This is a genomic window from Bombilactobacillus apium, from assembly GCF_013385145.1.
In the GTDB taxonomy this organism is placed as follows: Bacteria; Bacillota; Bacilli; order Lactobacillales; family Lactobacillaceae; genus Bombilactobacillus; species Bombilactobacillus apium.
In genome coordinates this window covers 1-16,638 of record NZ_JABZEC010000008.1, presented here as the reverse complement: position 1 = coordinate 16,638, position 16,638 = coordinate 1, and the positions used below count along the sequence as shown (strand labels likewise).

Sequence of the window (16,638 nt, the reverse complement as noted above, 5' to 3'; positions counted from 1 at the left end):
AATTGACAGTTTTAGTTTAACATTTTAGTTAAGTTAAATAAACTGCTTAATTTTGGTAGTTGACCAATTGGAGATAAGATTGAGGATCTAAGCTAGCGCCCCCAACTAAGCCACCATCGATATCTGGTTTACTCATTAACTCTTCTACATTGGCTGGTTTTACAGAACCACCATATTGAATCCGAACGTTAGCAGCGGTTTGATCATCGTATAAGTCTTTAACCGTTTGTCGAATAACTTGGCAAATTTCTTGGGCTTGGTCAGAGGAAGCGGTTTTTCCAGTCCCGATTGCCCAAATTGGTTCATAAGCAATTACCAAACTAGCTACCTGAGCAGCGCTTAAATCGGCTAAAGCAGCTGTCACTTGATTCTTAACCCATTCTTCAGCCTTGCCAGCTTCGCGAGTTTCTAAAGTTTCGCCACAGCAAATAATTGGCGTCATTTCATTCTTGAAAATGGCATGAGCTTTTTTATTGATTTCGGCATCAGTTTCATGGAAGTAATCCCGCCGTTCAGAATGACCGATTACGACATAGTCAACACCCATCTCGTGCAAGACTTTCGGACTAGTTTCACCGGTGAAGGCGCCTTGATCTTCAAAATAGCAGTTTTCAGCCGCAGTTTTTAAGTTGCTGCCTTTAGCTGCTGCTAATAAAGCTGGCAAATCAACTGCAGGAGCTGCAATGACAGCTTCAACTTGATCACTAGCTGGTAAATCAGCTTTTACAGCATTGACAAAGTCGGTTGTTTCTGTGGGATTATTATTTAATTTCCAGTTACCGGCAATAATTGGTGTCCGCATTTTAGTTCTCCTTTTTACAATTTATTTATCAGAAATAGAAGCAATTCCTGGTAATTCTTTGCCTTCTAGGTATTCCAAGGAAGCTCCGCCACCAGTGGAGATGTGACTCAATTGATCAGCAATTCCTAATTGTTGAGCAGCAGCAGTTGAATCGCCTCCACCAACAATTGTGATCGCATCTTGGAGTCCACCTAAGGCTTTACCAACTTTTAAGGTTCCGTTAGCAAAGTTGCTCATTTCAAAAGCACCCATTGGGCCATTCCAAACAACGGTCTTAGCACCCTTTAAGGTATCTTCAAATAGTTGAACCGTCTTGGGACCAATATCTAAAGCCATGGCATCGTCTGGAATATCCACACCGGAAGTTACTTCTGGTTGACTATCATTGGAGAATTCTTGGGCAACGACGTGATCAACTGGTAAAACAATCTTGTCGCCGGCTTTGGCAAGTAATTCTTTAGCCATTTCTACCCGGTCTTCTTCAAACAAAGATTTTCCAATCTTGTGACCTTGAGCAGCGAGGAAAGTATAAGCCATTCCCCCACCAATTAAGATATGGTCGGACTTTGGAATCAAGTTATCAATTACCGCAATCTTATCGGAAACTTTTGCTCCACCTAAAATTGTGACAAATGGATGCACTGGATTTTCAACAGCATTACCCAAGAATTTAATTTCTTTTTCCATTAAGTAACCTGCAGCCACTGGCTTACCAGCAGCTTTCATAGCTGTTGCAATTCCAACATTAGAAGCATGGGAACGGTGAGCAGTTCCAAAGGCATCGTTCACAAAAACATCACCTAAACTAGCCCAATATTCACCTAACTTCGGATCATTTTTGCTTTCCCGCTTACCAAAGTCGTTATCGATATCTTGGAAACGAGTATTTTCCATCAATAAAACATCGCCGTCATTCATAGCTGCGATTGCGTCCTCTAATTCAGAACCTTCGTTAGTAGCCACAAATTTAACTTCTTGTTTTAATAATTCTGACAAGCGTTGAGCAACGGGAGCCAAGGTTAAACCAGCCTTGTCAGCATCACTTTTTACCCGACCTAAGTGGGATAACAAGACTAACTTGCCATGATGTTCTAAAACATACTTAATTGTTGGCAAAGCAGCCACAATCCGGTTATCGTTAGTAATTTGATTATCTTTGACAGGAACGTTAAAATCGGCCCGCATTAAAACCTTTTTTCCGTTTACGTCAACATCTGAAACGATTAATTTTTTCATTAAATGGGTCTCCTATTTCATGAAAAAAAGGCCGAAGGAGAAAACTCCCTCCGCCTTCTTCCAGTAATCAGTTAATCATTAAGTTTAATTATCGATTACAACAAGCTTGCAAATTTTTGCAAAGTACGGATCATTTGGGCAGTAAAGCCAGATTCGTTATCGTACCATGCAACAGCCTTAACAACTTGGTCGCCGTTAGAGCCTTCAACTACTTGAGTTTGGGTTGGGTCAAAGACGGAACCAAATTCAGTACCAATGATGTCAGAAGAAACAATTTCGTCACCGTTGTAACCAAATGATGCGTTACCGTCAGTAACTTTCTTCACAGCAGCATTAACTTCGTCAGCTGTAACTTTCTTGTCCAAGATAGCAACTAATTCTGTCAAAGAACCAGTAATTACAGGAACACGTTGTGCATGACCGTCAAGTTTACCCTTCAATTCTGGGATAACTAAGCCCATAGCCTTAGCAGCACCTGTAGAATGAGGAATGATGTTTTGAGCAGCAGCACGAGCGTTACGCTTGTTACCACCACGATCAGGACCATCTTGTAACTTTTGAGTAGCTGTATAAGCATGAATTGTGGTCATGGTACCAGTTTGGATACCAAAAGCATCGTTCAAAGCTTTAGCTAAAGGAGCCAAGCAGTTTGTGGTACATGAAGCAGCGGAGATGATTTGATCATCTTTAGTAATGGCATCATCGTTAACACCATAAACAACTGTCTTCAAGTCGCCAGCAGGAGCTGAAATCAAGACCTTCTTAGCACCGGCATCGATATGAGCTTGTGACTTTTCTTTTGAAGTATAGAAACCAGTACTTTCAAGTACTAATTCTACGCCGTCGTTCTTTACCCAAGGAATGTTACGGGCATCAGATTCTGCATAAACAGGGATCTTCTTACCATCAACAACAATTGCGTCGTCTGTAGCTTCAACTTCATGCTTGAAATTACCATGAGCTGTATCATATTTAAGCAAGTGAGCCAACATATCTGGGGAAGTTAAATCGTTAATTGCAACAACTTCCAAATCATTACTTGCAACTTCATAAATACGACGTAAAGCCAAACGACCAATACGTCCGAAACCATTAATACCTACTTTTGTAGCCATACTAAGATTTCCTCCTTCAGGAAAAATATAATTATTTTAAAGGTTTATCCCTTAAAATCATCTCTGAGGCTGCCTCATCAGTAATTAAAATTGTCTGATGAGGAGCAATTTTCATATATGATTGAATGGCTTGAGCTTTCTGAGCTCCACCGGCAATTGCAATCACATCTGAAACTTTATCTAAGTCCGAGACCTGTAAGCCGATCTTCGGTACTTTATAAACTACTTGGCCGTGGACATCAAGAAAAACACCAAAAGCTTCTGAAACAGCCTGTCGTTCTTCCAAAAGCTGAATCTCAGATGTCGTCATATTCCGTCGCTGAGCCATCACTTTTGCACGACCAATACTGTGAATCACGACATTAGCCCGACTAATTTGTTCTAAAACAGACCGAACTACTGGTTCTCCCACTAAAGATTGAAAACTCTCCGGACTAATATCTTCCGGAACATATAGATTTCGGTAATTGCCCGAACTATGCGCGGCCATTTCAGCACAAATCGTATTTGCCTGAATGCCCATGGTCTCGCCTAACCCCCCTCGAGCGGGAACAAATAATAGCTGCCGTTGCTTGGATAATTGCGGCGTTAAAGCCGTTGCTACTGCGGCCATCGTTGTTCCACCCATTGCGGCAATTGTCGAAGACCCTAAGGGTAAGAGTTTATCTAAAACTCGATTCAACTCTTCTCCCATCGATTTCAAAACTTGAGTATGGCTCCCACTATCACCAGGAATAATAATCACCCGTTGAATTCCGAGATGGTGAGCTAACTGCTCACCTAAAACAAAGGTATCATTCAACTTACTCATAATAACATCTAAATGAGCAACTAGTTCTTTTCCCTCTGCGGTTAAAATCATCCCTGACTTAGAAGAATCTAGGAGTCCCTGTTCACGAAACAAATCAGTTTCCCGACGCAAAACCCGTTCTGACATCTCTAATTCACCAGATAAGGTCCGTCGCCCAACCGGTTGCAACCAAGCAATCTGCTGTAAAACTCGATACCGCTGACGCAAAGATTGCACTAAGTCAGGTACTAATGCATTCAACCAATTTAATTCATTCTTCATTCTGAATTCGTCCTAACAGTGGGACATCAACAGTCCCTGTGTGGCATATTAAGACCCAGCAAGTCAAAAATATATATGAGCTCGTCTACCTCACTCACAAATCAAATTATAGCAAGGTCTTTTTCGATTTGCAATACAATTAGACCAATTGTCATTTTTAATCACAAATTACTTTTAAAGTTTAAATATCCTCTCAAAGAAGAAACAAAAAAAAGACATCAAATAATTGATGTCTCACAAAATTATGCGCCACCTGGGAGTCGAACCCAGATCTCAAGAACCGGAATCTTGTGTGCTATCCATTACACTAGCGGCGCAACATGAGTTATATAATACCTGATAATTTCCAATTTGACAAGACAAAATTTACTTTTCCTTTAAAAACAAAGATTACGTTCTGGTATTTTTCTTGAAGTAAACAAACTGTGACTTTACCTAAACAAACTTTTTAAGCTAGCTCTTGATAGTCATCTTTCTTGAAAAGTTGTCTTTTTTCAATCACAGAACTAAAAAGAAATGAATTTGAAACAATAGTATTCCTCTAAGAACTTTTGTATACTAAATGGACGTTTCTTAATTATTAGATTTTTAAACAAAGGAGAGCGACTTTTCATGACTAAAACTATTGGTATTCTAGTAGGAAGTTTACGAAAACAATCTTACTCAAAGATTGTTGCCCAGACTATGGAAAAATTATTTCCGGAATCGTACCAGACTAAGGTAATCGAAATTGGTGACCTACCACTTTATAATCAGGATTTCGACGACGAAGATCAAGCTCCCGCCAGTTATCAACGCTTTCGCGGCGAAATGAAAACCGTTGACGCTGTTCTTTTTGTAACTCCCGAATACAATCGTAGTATTCCAGCAGTTTTAAAAAATGCGCTTGATATCGGGTCACGGCCTTATGGTCAAAGTGTTTGGGAACATAAGCCAGCCGCAATTGTATCTTTATCACCGGGAACAATGGGCGGCTTTGGCGCTAACCATCACCTTCGCCAAGCTCTAGTCTTTCTAGATATGCCTACTTTACAACAGCCCGAGGCTTATTTAAGTAATGTTACTCAATTTATGAACCCTGCTGGAACTGAGATCACTAATCCTAAGACCTTACAATTTCTTCAAGCCATTACCGATGCTTTCGTAAAATTAATTGAACGTTACTAAAATAAAATCAATTCCGCTCAATAATCAGTTGACTTTTCCAATTAATATGCTAAATTAGCAGAGTAAGCATTTGAGTGCTAATGATTTTTTTAGGAGGTAGCTTATGTTAGTTCCAACAGTTATCGAACAAAGTGCCCGTGGTGAACGAGCTTATGATATTTATTCCCGATTACTAAAAGATCGGATCATCATGCTTTCTGGAGAAGTTACCGACGACCTAGCTAATACGGTTATCGCGCAGTTACTTTTCTTAGATGCCCAAGATTCTGAAAAAGATATCTATATGTATATTAACTCACCAGGTGGTTCAGTTACTGCCGGATTGGCTATTATGGATACCATGAATTTTGTGAAATCTGATGTCCAAACGATTGCTATGGGAATGGCCGCTTCAATGGCTAGTGTTCTATTATCTTCCGGAACCAAGGGCAAGCGCTTTGCTTTACCGAATTCCACCGTTTTGATTCACCAACCTTCTGGTGGGGCTCAGGGACAACAAACAGAAATTGAAATCGTAGCAGAAGAAATTTTAAAAACTCGGCAACGATTGAATCAAATCTTAGCTGACAATTCCGGTCAAGATATCGCGACTATTAAACGCGATACGGAACGAGACAACTATCTTACTGCTCAAGAAGCTAAGGATTATGGTCTAATTGACGATATTATGGCCAACAACAATACTCAGAATCAAGATAAATAAATTTCCAAATAAAAAGACTGAGTCTCTGTAAAAGTAGAGACTCAGTCTTTTTATTTACCTCTCTTTTGTGTAATCAATTCATTTAATTTCCGCAAACGATGATTAATTCCTGATTTTGAAATTGACCCACTAGGGACCATTTTTCCTAATTCCGATAAAGAAACCTCAGGATGAGCTAAACGTAACTCGGCAACTTCGCGTAATTTAGGTGGAAGATCATGAAAACCATAATGCTCTTGCAGATACTGAATATTAGCAACTTGTTGGCTGGCAGCCTTAATCGTTTTATTAATATTCGCATTTTCACAATTCACTAAACGATTAACCGAGTTACGCATATCACGGACGATTCGAATATCTTCAAAGCGTAACATTGAGGAAGTTGCTCCAATTAATTGGAGAAAATCGGAAATTTTTTCAGCCTCTTTAAGATAGACAATATAACCGTTCCGCCGCCGCGTTGTTCTAGCATTGAGCTGAAAATCGTTCATCATCTGTAAAATACCCTGACTTTGGTCTTCGTAAAGGGAATAAATCTCTAGATGATAACGAGCCGTCTCGGGATTATTCACACTACCCCCAGCTAGAAAAGCCCCCCGCAAATATGATCGACTTCGTTGGGAAGACTGCAAAATGGTTGTGGGAACAGCCGTTTGGATTTGAAAACCAGTAGCCGAAATAATCTCTAAATCTGCCAAGATCAAGTCGACATGTTGACGCAGGCGTACAATATACTGATTATTTTTCTTTAACTTCATCTTTCTTCGGACGACTAGTTCTGACTCCACCGTATATAACTGATGCAATAAAGAATAAATCCGGCGCGCAATTGCCGGATTTTCTGTTTGAACATTTAAAATTAAATGGTGATTGGCTAAAGATAAACTCCCATTCATCCGCAAAAGCGCCGATAACTCCGCTCGAGCATGCTCTGGATGAACTTCCAATCCTGTTAATTCTTTCTTAACAGTACTTGCATAAGATGCCACTTCTCGTGTCACCCTCTCTTTTGATGATTAGCTTGCAAGGCAATATTCATAATTTCCCGAGAAACTTTGATCCCATCATGGAAAGCTCCCCCATCACGCAAGCATAAGAAGTTATCGGTAATCACCCGACATCCCATGGACCGTAAACCCTGAAAATCAGATTTGACTTGACTCAAGCATTCATTATACTTCAAATGATCAACATAGGTCTCGGGAACCGGAGCATTATTAATCAAAACTGTATCAATAAAATTTCCTCCCAAATGTTGCTTTAAAACGCGTACATGATCGGCATCTGTAAAATCAACTGTTTCACCCTTTTGCATCATGATATTACAAATATAGACAATCTCGGCGGAGGTAGCTTTTAAAGCTTCCCCCAAATTCTTAATCATCAGGTTAGGTAAAATACTGGTAAAGAGACTTCCCGGTCCTAAAACAATCACATCCGCGTTGGCAATCGCCTCTAAAACAGGAGCAACAGATTGGGGCTCGCGTTGACTATCATTAGAATTAGTTACCCAAACTCGCTTAATAGTTTTATCGGCATAGGTAATTTCATGCTCACCGGCAAGAGTTGATCCGTCACTAAACTCGGCATTTAAAGTCAAGGGTTCATTAGAAGCGGGAAAGACCTGCCCTTCGACTTCCATCATCCGGGATAGTTCTTGGACAGCATCAAAAATATTTCCTGATTTCATTTCTGACAAAGCAGCAATAATTAAATTTCCAATTGAATGTCCGGCAAAAAAAGAATCTTCACTTGCAAAACGATATTGAAAGATATTCAAAGCTAAATCATCTAAATTCGACAACGAAACTAAGACATTTCGAATATCCCCCGGTGGGACAACATTAATATAATCACGAATAATTCCCGAAGAACCACCATCATCAGCTACAGTAACTACGGCAGTCACGTCAGCATCTAATTCGCGCAGTCCTCGAAGAACTACCGGTAAGCCGGTACCACCACCAATGACTGTAATTTTAGGGCGCCGTCCCCTAATTACCCGGATGGTCTTTAAATCATTATTCATCATGATCGATTCACAGACTCCTTATGTTGATTAATATCACGGTGAACAATTTCCACAGAATAACCTAACTTCTGTAGGTCAGTTCCTAATCGTTGCGCAATAGCAACTGAACGATGGCGTCCACCTGTACAACCAATCGCAATTGTTAAATTAGTTTTACCTTCCTTTTGGTATCCTGGTAAAATCGATTGCATTAATTTAAAATATTGTTGATAAAAATTAGTCGTTGCTTGGTTTTTAAATACATAATCTGCCACATCTTTTTGTAAACCCGTCTGCATCTTTAAACTAGGGACGTAATAAGGGTTGGGTAAAAAACGAATATCCATCACATCATCAGCATCGATTGGCAAACCATATTTAAAGCCGAAGGACATCACAACAACTCGGAAAATTTGCGTACTTCGATTAGTAAAGCGGTTAAAAATCTTTTCTCTCAGCTGGCGAGGAGTTAAATTAGTCGTATCTAAATCACAATCAGCCCGTTCTTTTAAAGGCTGCAATAATTTACGTTCTGCTACGATTCCATCAACCAATCGGCCATCCATTGCCAAAGGGTGCGAACGGCGAGTTTCCTTATACCGGGCTACTAAAGCTTCATCAGTCGCATCCAAAAACAAGATTTGCGTATGCATTGATTGCACATCTTGAAAATCAGTGAATAAACTCCAAATTTGATCATAGAAAATTCGCGAGCGAATATCAATCACTAAGGCGATCTTATCAATTGTTCCTGCTTCACGAACTAGTTCACCAAATTTAGATAGTAAATTTGGCGGCATATTGTCAATACAAAAATAACCCAAGTCTTCAAATGCTTGAGTTGCTACAGTTTTACCGGCTCCACTCATTCCTGAAATAATTACAAAATCTTTAATTTTAATTTCACCAGCCATATTGATATTCTAACCTGCTTTCTCAAGTGTATCATACCCAATTAAAGGTGGGTAAAATAAGAATCACTATCATTATAGTAATAATCCTCCTTGATAACTAGCCCTTGAATCAATAATTCCCGAAACATAAAAAAACTTTGCAGAAAAAGCAAAATTTATTCTGCAAAGTTTTAAACTTTAAATTTTAATTTTGATCGGGGCAAGAATGGACACAGACTCCAGCTTGATAAACTGCCTTTTCTTCTTGTAAAATCCGAATATCTTCAACAGGGTTGGCGGCCATAACAAGAAAATCAGCTTTTTTGCCTACTTCTATACTGCCGTAATCTTCAGCAACATGTAGCGCACGAGCACAATTAATTGTCGCACTGTCAATCGCTTGTGCCGGGGTCATGGCCGCTTTGGTAACATACAATTCCAATTCATAAGCACTTTCCGTTTGAAAGCCATTATAAGGAGTCCCCGCATCGGTTCCCATGGCAATTGGAATCCCCGCTGCAGCAGCTTTGGTAATGCTGGCAAAATGTTTCTTAATATTAACAATTACCTTTTGACGGGCCCAATCAGGTACTGTTCCTTCCCCATAACGATAAATAGCATACATGGCATTCATTGTCGGAACGATAAAGGTTTGATGATCCTTCATCAACTGGATGGTCTCGTCATCGACTTCAAAGGCATGTTCAACCGTATCAACGTCACAACGGACAGCTTCTTTTACACCAGCACCACCTTGGGCATGGACAGCAACAGTTTTATTTTTATGATGAGCTTCTTCGACTGCGGCTTGTACCTCTACGGCATTGAATTGAATATCATCAGGTGTCTCTCCATTTCTTAAGACACCGCCGGTTACCATTAATTTAATATTGTCAACGCCAATCTTCAAAGCTTGGCGAACACCTTTAGTGACTTCATCAATCCCATCAACTTCTCGACCGCTATCAGCTCCGTGGCCTCCGGTAATAGTAAAGGCCCGACCAGAAGTCATAATATGGGGACCAGTAATAAATCCTTGTTGTTGCATGACCTTCAAGGGAATATCAATGTCGTAACTGGCACCCACGTTACGAATATAGGTCACCCCATTTGCCAATAAATCTTGGAGATTTTGCATCGCCGCCGCTGTACAAAATTCCCGACTTTTAGTTTGACTAGCAGTTGCCTTTGAACTCCAAGCCAAAGGAGAATTTGTAATATGCGTATGGGCATTCATCAATCCCGGCATCATATATTTTCCAGCAAAATCAACGGTTTCTTCTACTTTTGCTGTCGCTGAATCAATTATTCTTCCGGTATTTGTATCTACAACTATTTCTGTGGGACTAGTAAAATTTTGTGTTTGATGCTGATAAACATGGACATTTTGATATTTAATAACCGTCATTTTATTTCCCTCTCATATAGTAAAAATTTCTTACAATTCAAAGCCATTACATTGATTTAGATGTTAGCTAATATTCCTAAGCATTCATTAGATCTAAGTTCAATTAATCTAGACTTATTTGCTACTCTTCCAATAAGCATACTGGATTTGTCCAGAAGCTCCAGACATAGCATCCCAGGAAAGACCACCAACCTTAGAATTAACGAAATGGGCTTGGGAAGTTTGGAAGGTCGGGGCAACTGCCGCAATATCCATTAAGCGTTGATCAGCTTTCTTTTCAAGGTCATAACGTTCTGCTGCCGTATACTTATCCGTCTCATCAACTTGATCCATTAAGTCATCAAATTGTGGATCTTTAGTCTTCGCAAAGTTAATTTGATTATTACTCCGCATTCCGTCGAGATAGTTTTGAGCATCGGGATAATCTTGTCCCCAACCAACAGTACAAATATCAAAGTCACAACTAAAGTCACGAGAGACATGCGTACCATGTGGTACAGAAACTAAGTTAATCTTAAAGCCAGGTAAATTCTTTTCCACAACCCCTTGAACATATTCACCTAATTTCTTTTCGGTTTCGGTATCATCAATTAAAAAGTCCAGTTTAACTTTCTTGGTCCCTAACTCGACCTGGGCCTTTTGCCAATAGCTCTTAGCTTTAGTAATATCCGTCGGAGCCAGATTACCAACTTCCGTAATAAAATCTTTACCTGTCGTTGGATTATAAGCGTATTTCTTTGGAACAATGTTGCTAGCTGATTGCGAACCATCTTGAAGAACCTTATCCGTCAGTTGGCGGCGATTGATTACTAAACTAACAGCATGGCGAATATTTTCATTAGCAGTTACCTTGCGTTTAGAATTAAAGTAGATGTAATTATTCCGTCCAGTTGGTGTAACCACTAAATCCTTATTTCCTTTGTTTTGTTTTACTAACTGGCCCGTAATACTGGTTAAATCAATTTCACCAGCTTTAAACATACTCTGAGCTGTATTATCATCCTTCACGACATTAACTTTGACTTGGGGAATCTTTACATTCTTTGCATCCCAATAATATTTATTTTTCTGATACTCCCAAGAATTATTACTTCCGTTCCAACCCTTGATTACATAGGCTCCATTAGCAACTGTTTTTGCTGATGTTGACCCATATTGCGCGCCATATTTTTTCAGAGCTGCGGTCTGGAGTGGGCGATAAGAAATAAATTCATAATCCATAAATGGTACTGGTTTGGTTAACTTCAGACTAAAACTACGTTTGTCTCCCGCATACACCCCAATCTTGTCTGGAGCCATCTTCCCCTCATTGACGGCTTTAAAATTCTTTAGGTATTGGATTGCTGTTGTCTGCTGTGATTTTGTTTTGGGATCAGCATTTCGACGAATCGCATTGACAAAATCTTGAGCTACAATTGGCGTCCCATCTTGCCAACGAGCGTTCTTTTTAATTTTAAAAGTATACTTGGTTCCTGCTTCAGTCGGTTGAACCTTCTTTTCCACCACACCCGGAATAATCTTATGTTTTCGATCGCGCCGATAAATTCCTTCGCTAATTTGCTCAATTACGGCACCACCATTAGTCTCAATCGACTTGCTGGGGTCAATCGTCATTGGTTCACCCGGAATAGTAATCTTTAAAGGTTGCTCAGCTTGTTTACTTGACTTCGAGGAACAGCCGCCCAACAAAACTGCCATCGCTCCTAGAATCGTAATATTGACAAACAGTTTTGTTGATTTACTTTGCTTTGACATTGGTCATTCCTCCACTTTTAAATTTAATTAAATATCAATTAAAAAAGCGCCCTCTTAGAAATTAATCTAAAAGGACGCTTTTGCGCGGTACCACCCTACTTGTGAAATTTAAATTCCACCACTTTACTTGAAACCTTGGTCGACACAAGATCTCTCAACGCGATACGGGGCGCTTCCACAATTACTCCAAATGACTTTCATTATTTAAGACCCAACATCTTCCCAGAAAACGATGCTCTCTTCCTAGATCTTAAAGTTACTCCTCAATTTGTTCTTAGTAATAATTAATTAATATTTAATGTTCATTACTATAACGACTCTTGGACTATCTGTCAACAGTCAAAATAAAAATAATGCTGAATCAATATTATTTTTGATCCCCAAAGACGCTGATTAGATCTTGATTTAATGACTCTTTTAATCTTAGAAAAAATTTTATGATCATTGTCCTAATTTTTAGCTATTTTATCCAATTTGGCATAATCTGCGTCTGATACCGGTTCTAACCATTCGGGAGTGCCTGCAGTAATTGCCAAATGGGCAAACCAACTATTTTTAGTCGCCCCATGCCAATGTTTAACACCATCATGCGTAACGATCACGTCACCAAGATTTAATTTCTGGGCCTTTTTGCCCTCTTCTTGATACCAGCCTTGTCCTCCTGTTACTAACAAAATCTGGTAGCCATTATGATGAATATGCCAATTATTCCGACATCCGGGCTCAAAAGTAACTAATCCAACCCCAACATTAATCTGCGGGTCATTAACCAGATTATTTAAATAACTTTGACCAACAAAATACTGGGCATATCCATCATTTTGAGAACCTCTAGGAAAAATAATTCCTTGCTTGACTTTTTCATTTTCGTTCATTTTTAATTCTCCTTCAGTTTAGGTTAGTCTCGATCTTACAGCTTCGAGTATTCTTTAAGTCAAGAGAATTAATTCAATCAGTCCTTGAAAAACAATATTCAGTAACTGCTGGTCAGACTTTCCAATCTAGCTCCATAGATACACACAAATATCTACTAATCTGCTTCCATAAATTATCATTAGTACTTCCTCTTCCTAAGGTGATAAAATTAAGGAAATCAAACAAGACTTGGAACTTTAAAACTGATCTGACAATCAAGTTTTTCCAGGTCCAGATTAAGCTAAGAATTTTTAGAAGTTTTTTTAGTGTTACTTGATTCAAAAATAAGGGGAACTTTTTCAATGAAAAAATTCATTAGTTATTCAAATAAAAATATTGCTGGTACTAGAAAAATAAAATTAACTATTGATATTCCTAGCTGGATTTCGATACTATTATTAATCTTCGCTAGTCTCCTAATTTGGAGTAAGATTCATGGGTAAAACACAGATAGAACTAAACAAAAAATATCGCCAGAAACATCCTGAACATGCCAGATATTTACGCAATAAGAGTAATGCAAAAACTTTTATCCGGAAATATGCCCAACTAAATGACCTAAATGAACTAATTGAGATGATCAACACTCGGAAATCAGAGTTAAAAGATATTGATCCTTTTTCATAGTATTATTTCAAGGAGATTTTAGATTATGATCAACCTAATTAGTGTCATCTTAACAGTAATTTTCATTATTTGGCTTATCTGGACAGTCTTTGGCGAAGGTATCAAGTGGCTGGTGATGATTGTTTCTTACATTATTGCTTTACCATTTGTCATTATTGCAGCTATCGTTAAAGCAATTAAAGTAAGATAAAGAGTTATGTCTAACTACTGATACAGACAGCCCTTTTGAAAGATTTCTTTACTTTTTGGTTCGACCCCGTGAATCGTTATTCACGCTTACTCCCCCAAGGAATAAAGCCGGAGGCCAAGCAAAAATACCGTGGTTGGAGGCCAGCACATTTTCTTGGAGGCCTCCAAAAGGCCTCCAAATATTTTTTTCTATCTTTTTCTCTCTGTTTCTAAACATCAAAAAAGCCTAGAGACTAGCGTTTCCGCTTTCTCTAGGCTTCTCTATTTTTCTCATAAATGCTCTTTAATACCGGTGATCGGGGTCGAACCGATACTCCCGCAAAGGGAACTGGATTTTGAATCCAGCGCGTCTGCCAATTCCGCCACACCGGCAAAATAAATATAAAAATAATCTTAGACAATTGTTTGGCGTTAGCCAAAGGCGGTAACCGGATTTGAACCGGTGATAAAGGTTTTGCAGACCTCTGCCTTACCACTTGGCTATACCGCCAGACAAAATTGGGTTAGCTGGATTCGAACCAGCGCATAATGGAGTCAAAGTCCATTGCCTTACCACTTGGCTATAACCCAATAACAAAGGGCGGTATATGAGATTCGAACTCATGTATGCCGGTGCCACAAACCGGTGTGTTAACCATACTTCACCAATACCGCCGTAATATTACTAACAGGGATAGTAGGAATTGAACCCACACTGACGGTTTTGGAGACCGTAGTTCTACCTTTAAACTATATCCCTATTATTAAAATGGAAGGGAGTGGATTCGAACCACCGAACCCGAAGGAGCGGATTTACAGTCCGCCGCGTTTAGCCACTTCGCTACCCTTCCAAAAATGGCGCGGGACAGAATCGAACTGCCGACACATGGAGCTTCAATCCATTGCTCTACCGACTGAGCTACCGAGCCATTATACGGTCCTAACCGGACTTGAACCGGTGATCTCCTGCGTGACAGGCAGGCGTGATAACCAACTACACCATAGGACCAATTGCGGGAGTAGGGTTTGAACCTACGACCTTCGGGTTATGAGCCCGACGAGCTACCAGACTGCTCCATCCCGCGATAATATTTAAAAAGGAGGATGTGGGATTTGAACCCACGCACGCTGTTACACGCCTGACGGTTTTCAAGACCGTTCCCTTAAGCCACTTGGGTAATCCTCCAACAAGTTTTGCGTATAACTTTGAAGACAAATTCTTCAACGGAGAAGGAGGGATTTGAACCCTCGCGCCGCTTGCGCGACCTACACCCTTAGCAGGGGCGCCTCTTCAGCCACTTGAGTACTTCTCCAATGGGCCTAAATGGACTTGAACCATCGACCTCACGCTTATCAGGCGTGCGCTCTAACCAACTGAGCTATAGGCCCATAAAGCGGGTGACGAGAATCGAACTCGCGACAACAGCTTGGAAGGCTGTGGTTTTACCACTAAACTACACCCGCAAATCTAATAACATAATACAATGGCGCGGGACAGAATCGAACTGCCGACACATGGAGCTTCAATCCATTGCTCTACCGACTGAGCTACCGAGCCATTATACGGTCCTAACCGGACTTGAACCGGTGATCTCCTGCGTGACAGGCAGGCGTGATAACCAACTACACCATAGGACCAATTGCGGGAGTAGGGTTTGAACCTACGACCTTCGGGTTATGAGCCCGACGAGCTACCAGACTGCTCCATCCCGCGATAATATTTAACTACAGAGGTCAACCAAACCAATGATGGACCTTGTAGGACTCGAACCTACGACCGGACGGTTATGAGCCGTCTGCTCTAACCAACTGAGCTAAAGGTCCGAAGAATAGCGGCGAAGGGGATCGAACCCCCGACCTCCCGGGTATGAACCGGACGCTCTAGCCAGCTGAGCTACACCGCCACAAATAATAGCAATTTCTGCTAAATCGGGAAGACAGGATTCGAACCTGCGACCCCCTGGTCCCAAACCAGGTGCTCTACCAAGCTGAGCTACTTCCCGAACAATGCACCTAGTAGGAGTCGAACCTACAACCTTCTGATTCGTAGTCAGACACTCTATCCAATTGCGCTATAGGTGCATATTCATTATAATGCCGAGGACCGGAATCGAACCGGTACGGTGATCACTCACCGCAGGATTTTAAGTCCTGTGCGTCTGCCAGTTCCGCCACCCCGGCAAAATAATGAAAGCGGAAGACGGGATTCGAACCCGCGACCCCCACCATGGCAAGGTGATGTTCTACCACTGAACTACTTCCGCAAAATGCCGACTAGAGGATTCGAACCTCCGACCCTCTGTTTACAAGACAGATGCTCTGCCAGCTGAGCTAAGTCGGCATTAATTCATAATTTCGCGTTAATGCATTTTAAAATTTCAAAGTTCCAAACAAGTGCGGGAGAAGGGACTTGAACCCATACGTCCAAAAGGACACTAGAACCTAAATCTAGCGCGTCTGCCAATTCCGCCACACCCGCGAAATGAGTTGCGTGGGGCTCGGACCCACGACCCACGGCTTAAAAGGCCGTTGCTCTACCAACTGAGCTAGCAACTCAATGGAAGTTACAGGGCTCGAACCTGTGACCCTCTGCTTGTAAGGCAGACGCTCTCCCAACTGAGCTAAACTTCCAGATAAGAGATTCAACAGCGTGGCAACGACCAATCCTCGCAGGTAGTTTCCCACCAACTACTTTCGGCGTTAAAAAGCTTAACTTCTGTGTTCGGCATGGGAACAGGTGTATCCTTCTCACTATCGCCACCACAC

At 40.6% G+C, this 16,638-nt stretch carries 14 protein-coding genes, 27 tRNA genes and 1 rRNA gene; 4 read left to right on the top strand and 38 right to left on the bottom strand.

The features are described 5' to 3' along the window. Window positions 1-46: 46 nt before the first annotated feature. From tpiA to HU830_RS07985, 5 genes are all read right to left on the bottom strand, one after another. On the bottom strand, window positions 47-802 hold the full coding sequence (tpiA, locus tag HU830_RS08005; protein WP_176943229.1) for a triose-phosphate isomerase: 756 nt from the start codon (window positions 800-802) through the stop codon (window positions 47-49). Window positions 803-823: 21 nt separating this feature from the next. Then, on the bottom strand, window positions 824-2,038 hold the full coding sequence (locus tag HU830_RS08000) for a phosphoglycerate kinase (RefSeq protein ID WP_176943228.1): 1,215 nt from the start codon (window positions 2,036-2,038) through the stop codon (window positions 824-826). Window positions 2,039-2,133: 95 nt separating this feature from the next. Beyond that, on the bottom strand, window positions 2,134-3,153 hold the full coding sequence (gene gap / locus HU830_RS07995) for a type I glyceraldehyde-3-phosphate dehydrogenase (RefSeq protein WP_176943227.1): 1,020 nt from the start codon (window positions 3,151-3,153) through the stop codon (window positions 2,134-2,136). A gap of 31 nt (window positions 3,154-3,184) precedes the next feature. Next, a complete protein-coding gene (locus HU830_RS07990; protein ID WP_176943226.1) occupies window positions 3,185-4,225 on the bottom strand; it encodes a sugar-binding transcriptional regulator in 1,041 nt (346 codons plus the stop codon). Window positions 4,226-4,470: 245 nt separating this feature from the next. Beyond that, window positions 4,471-4,542 (bottom strand) — tRNA-Arg (locus HU830_RS07985). Between the two features lie 295 nt (window positions 4,543-4,837). Between HU830_RS07985 and HU830_RS07980 the strand changes: the two genes are divergently transcribed. Continuing rightward, on the top strand, window positions 4,838-5,392 hold the full coding sequence (locus HU830_RS07980; RefSeq protein WP_176943225.1) for an NADPH-dependent FMN reductase: 555 nt from the start codon (window positions 4,838-4,840) through the stop codon (window positions 5,390-5,392). Between the two features lie 103 nt (window positions 5,393-5,495). Beyond that, window positions 5,496-6,095 carry an ATP-dependent Clp protease proteolytic subunit gene (locus tag HU830_RS07975; RefSeq protein ID WP_176943224.1) on the top strand — a complete coding sequence of 200 codons (600 nt, stop codon included), beginning with the start codon at window positions 5,496-5,498 and terminating at the stop codon, window positions 6,093-6,095. A gap of 50 nt (window positions 6,096-6,145) precedes the next feature. Here HU830_RS07975 and whiA read toward each other — a convergent pair whose 3' ends face one another. The 6 genes from whiA to HU830_RS07945 form a co-directional block, all read right to left on the bottom strand. Further along, complete coding sequence (gene whiA, locus HU830_RS07970) at window positions 6,146-7,084, bottom strand: DNA-binding protein WhiA (protein ID WP_176943223.1); 939 nt, start codon at window positions 7,082-7,084, stop codon at window positions 6,146-6,148. An 8-nt stretch (window positions 7,085-7,092) separates the two neighbouring features. Beyond that, window positions 7,093-8,124: a gluconeogenesis factor YvcK family protein gene (locus HU830_RS07965; protein WP_176943265.1), complete on the bottom strand. Its 1,032-nt coding sequence runs from the start codon at window positions 8,122-8,124 to the stop codon at window positions 7,093-7,095. Beyond that, entirely contained in the window at window positions 8,124-9,020 is an 897-nt protein-coding gene (gene rapZ, locus HU830_RS07960) for an RNase adapter RapZ (protein ID WP_176943222.1), read from the bottom strand. The genes HU830_RS07965 and rapZ overlap by 1 nt, the downstream gene beginning before the upstream one ends. 184 nt (window positions 9,021-9,204) lie before the next feature. Next, on the bottom strand, window positions 9,205-10,407 hold the full coding sequence (locus tag HU830_RS07955; protein WP_176943221.1) for a metal-dependent hydrolase family protein: 1,203 nt from the start codon (window positions 10,405-10,407) through the stop codon (window positions 9,205-9,207). A gap of 114 nt (window positions 10,408-10,521) precedes the next feature. Further along, window positions 10,522-12,162 carry a peptide ABC transporter substrate-binding protein gene (locus HU830_RS07950; RefSeq protein ID WP_176943220.1) on the bottom strand — a complete coding sequence of 547 codons (1,641 nt, stop codon included), beginning with the start codon at window positions 12,160-12,162 and terminating at the stop codon, window positions 10,522-10,524. Between the two features lie 449 nt (window positions 12,163-12,611). Further along, on the bottom strand, window positions 12,612-13,037 hold the full coding sequence (locus tag HU830_RS07945; RefSeq protein ID WP_176943219.1) for a cupin domain-containing protein: 426 nt from the start codon (window positions 13,035-13,037) through the stop codon (window positions 12,612-12,614). A gap of 475 nt (window positions 13,038-13,512) precedes the next feature. Here HU830_RS07945 and HU830_RS07940 point away from each other — a divergent pair, with 475 nt between their 5' ends. Next, entirely contained in the window at window positions 13,513-13,704 is a 192-nt protein-coding gene (locus tag HU830_RS07940) for a hypothetical protein (RefSeq protein ID WP_176943218.1), read from the top strand. Window positions 13,705-13,729: 25 nt separating this feature from the next. Beyond that, entirely contained in the window at window positions 13,730-13,894 is a 165-nt protein-coding gene (locus HU830_RS07935; RefSeq protein WP_176943217.1) for a hypothetical protein, read from the top strand. 286 nt (window positions 13,895-14,180) lie between these two features. Here the strand turns inward: HU830_RS07935 and HU830_RS07930 are convergent. From HU830_RS07930 to rrf, 27 genes are all read right to left on the bottom strand, one after another. After that, window positions 14,181-14,265 (bottom strand) — tRNA-Leu (locus tag HU830_RS07930). 47 nt (window positions 14,266-14,312) lie between these two features. Continuing rightward, a tRNA-Cys gene (locus tag HU830_RS07925) sits at window positions 14,313-14,383 on the bottom strand. A gap of 8 nt (window positions 14,384-14,391) precedes the next feature. Continuing rightward, window positions 14,392-14,463 (bottom strand) — tRNA-Gln (locus tag HU830_RS07920). 9 nt (window positions 14,464-14,472) lie between these two features. Beyond that, window positions 14,473-14,547: transfer RNA gene (locus tag HU830_RS07915), tRNA-His, on the bottom strand. A 14-nt stretch (window positions 14,548-14,561) separates the two neighbouring features. Then, window positions 14,562-14,632, bottom strand: a tRNA-Trp gene (locus HU830_RS07910). Window positions 14,633-14,642: 10 nt separating this feature from the next. Further along, window positions 14,643-14,723 (bottom strand) — tRNA-Tyr (locus HU830_RS07905). A 5-nt stretch (window positions 14,724-14,728) separates the two neighbouring features. Further along, window positions 14,729-14,801, bottom strand: a tRNA-Phe gene (locus HU830_RS07900). A 6-nt stretch (window positions 14,802-14,807) separates the two neighbouring features. Further along, window positions 14,808-14,881: transfer RNA gene (locus HU830_RS07895), tRNA-Asp, on the bottom strand. Between the two features lie 2 nt (window positions 14,882-14,883). Further along, window positions 14,884-14,957, bottom strand: a tRNA-Met gene (locus HU830_RS07890). A 13-nt stretch (window positions 14,958-14,970) separates the two neighbouring features. Continuing rightward, a tRNA-Ser gene (locus HU830_RS07885) sits at window positions 14,971-15,058 on the bottom strand. Window positions 15,059-15,097: 39 nt separating this feature from the next. Then, window positions 15,098-15,185: transfer RNA gene (locus tag HU830_RS07880), tRNA-Ser, on the bottom strand. A 2-nt stretch (window positions 15,186-15,187) separates the two neighbouring features. Next, window positions 15,188-15,261 (bottom strand) — tRNA-Ile (locus HU830_RS07875). A gap of 4 nt (window positions 15,262-15,265) precedes the next feature. Continuing rightward, a tRNA-Gly gene (locus HU830_RS07870) sits at window positions 15,266-15,336 on the bottom strand. A 21-nt stretch (window positions 15,337-15,357) separates the two neighbouring features. Next, window positions 15,358-15,430: transfer RNA gene (locus HU830_RS07865), tRNA-Phe, on the bottom strand. A 6-nt stretch (window positions 15,431-15,436) separates the two neighbouring features. Beyond that, window positions 15,437-15,510: transfer RNA gene (locus HU830_RS07860), tRNA-Asp, on the bottom strand. A 2-nt stretch (window positions 15,511-15,512) separates the two neighbouring features. Beyond that, window positions 15,513-15,586: transfer RNA gene (locus tag HU830_RS07855), tRNA-Met, on the bottom strand. A 36-nt stretch (window positions 15,587-15,622) separates the two neighbouring features. Beyond that, a tRNA-Ile gene (locus tag HU830_RS07850) sits at window positions 15,623-15,696 on the bottom strand. A 6-nt stretch (window positions 15,697-15,702) separates the two neighbouring features. Next, window positions 15,703-15,776: transfer RNA gene (locus tag HU830_RS07845), tRNA-Met, on the bottom strand. Between the two features lie 25 nt (window positions 15,777-15,801). Next, window positions 15,802-15,875: transfer RNA gene (locus tag HU830_RS07840), tRNA-Pro, on the bottom strand. 5 nt (window positions 15,876-15,880) lie between these two features. Then, window positions 15,881-15,954, bottom strand: a tRNA-Arg gene (locus HU830_RS07835). Window positions 15,955-15,967: 13 nt separating this feature from the next. Next, window positions 15,968-16,053, bottom strand: a tRNA-Leu gene (locus HU830_RS07830). An 11-nt stretch (window positions 16,054-16,064) separates the two neighbouring features. Then, window positions 16,065-16,136: transfer RNA gene (locus HU830_RS07825), tRNA-Gly, on the bottom strand. A gap of 4 nt (window positions 16,137-16,140) precedes the next feature. After that, a tRNA-Thr gene (locus tag HU830_RS07820) sits at window positions 16,141-16,213 on the bottom strand. A 54-nt stretch (window positions 16,214-16,267) separates the two neighbouring features. Then, a tRNA-Leu gene (locus HU830_RS07815) sits at window positions 16,268-16,351 on the bottom strand. A 4-nt stretch (window positions 16,352-16,355) separates the two neighbouring features. Further along, window positions 16,356-16,428 (bottom strand) — tRNA-Lys (locus tag HU830_RS07810). A gap of 2 nt (window positions 16,429-16,430) precedes the next feature. Then, window positions 16,431-16,503 (bottom strand) — tRNA-Val (locus HU830_RS07805). 17 nt (window positions 16,504-16,520) lie between these two features. Then, window positions 16,521-16,637 (bottom strand): 5S ribosomal RNA (gene rrf / locus HU830_RS07800). Window position 16,638: the final 1 nt, after the last annotated feature.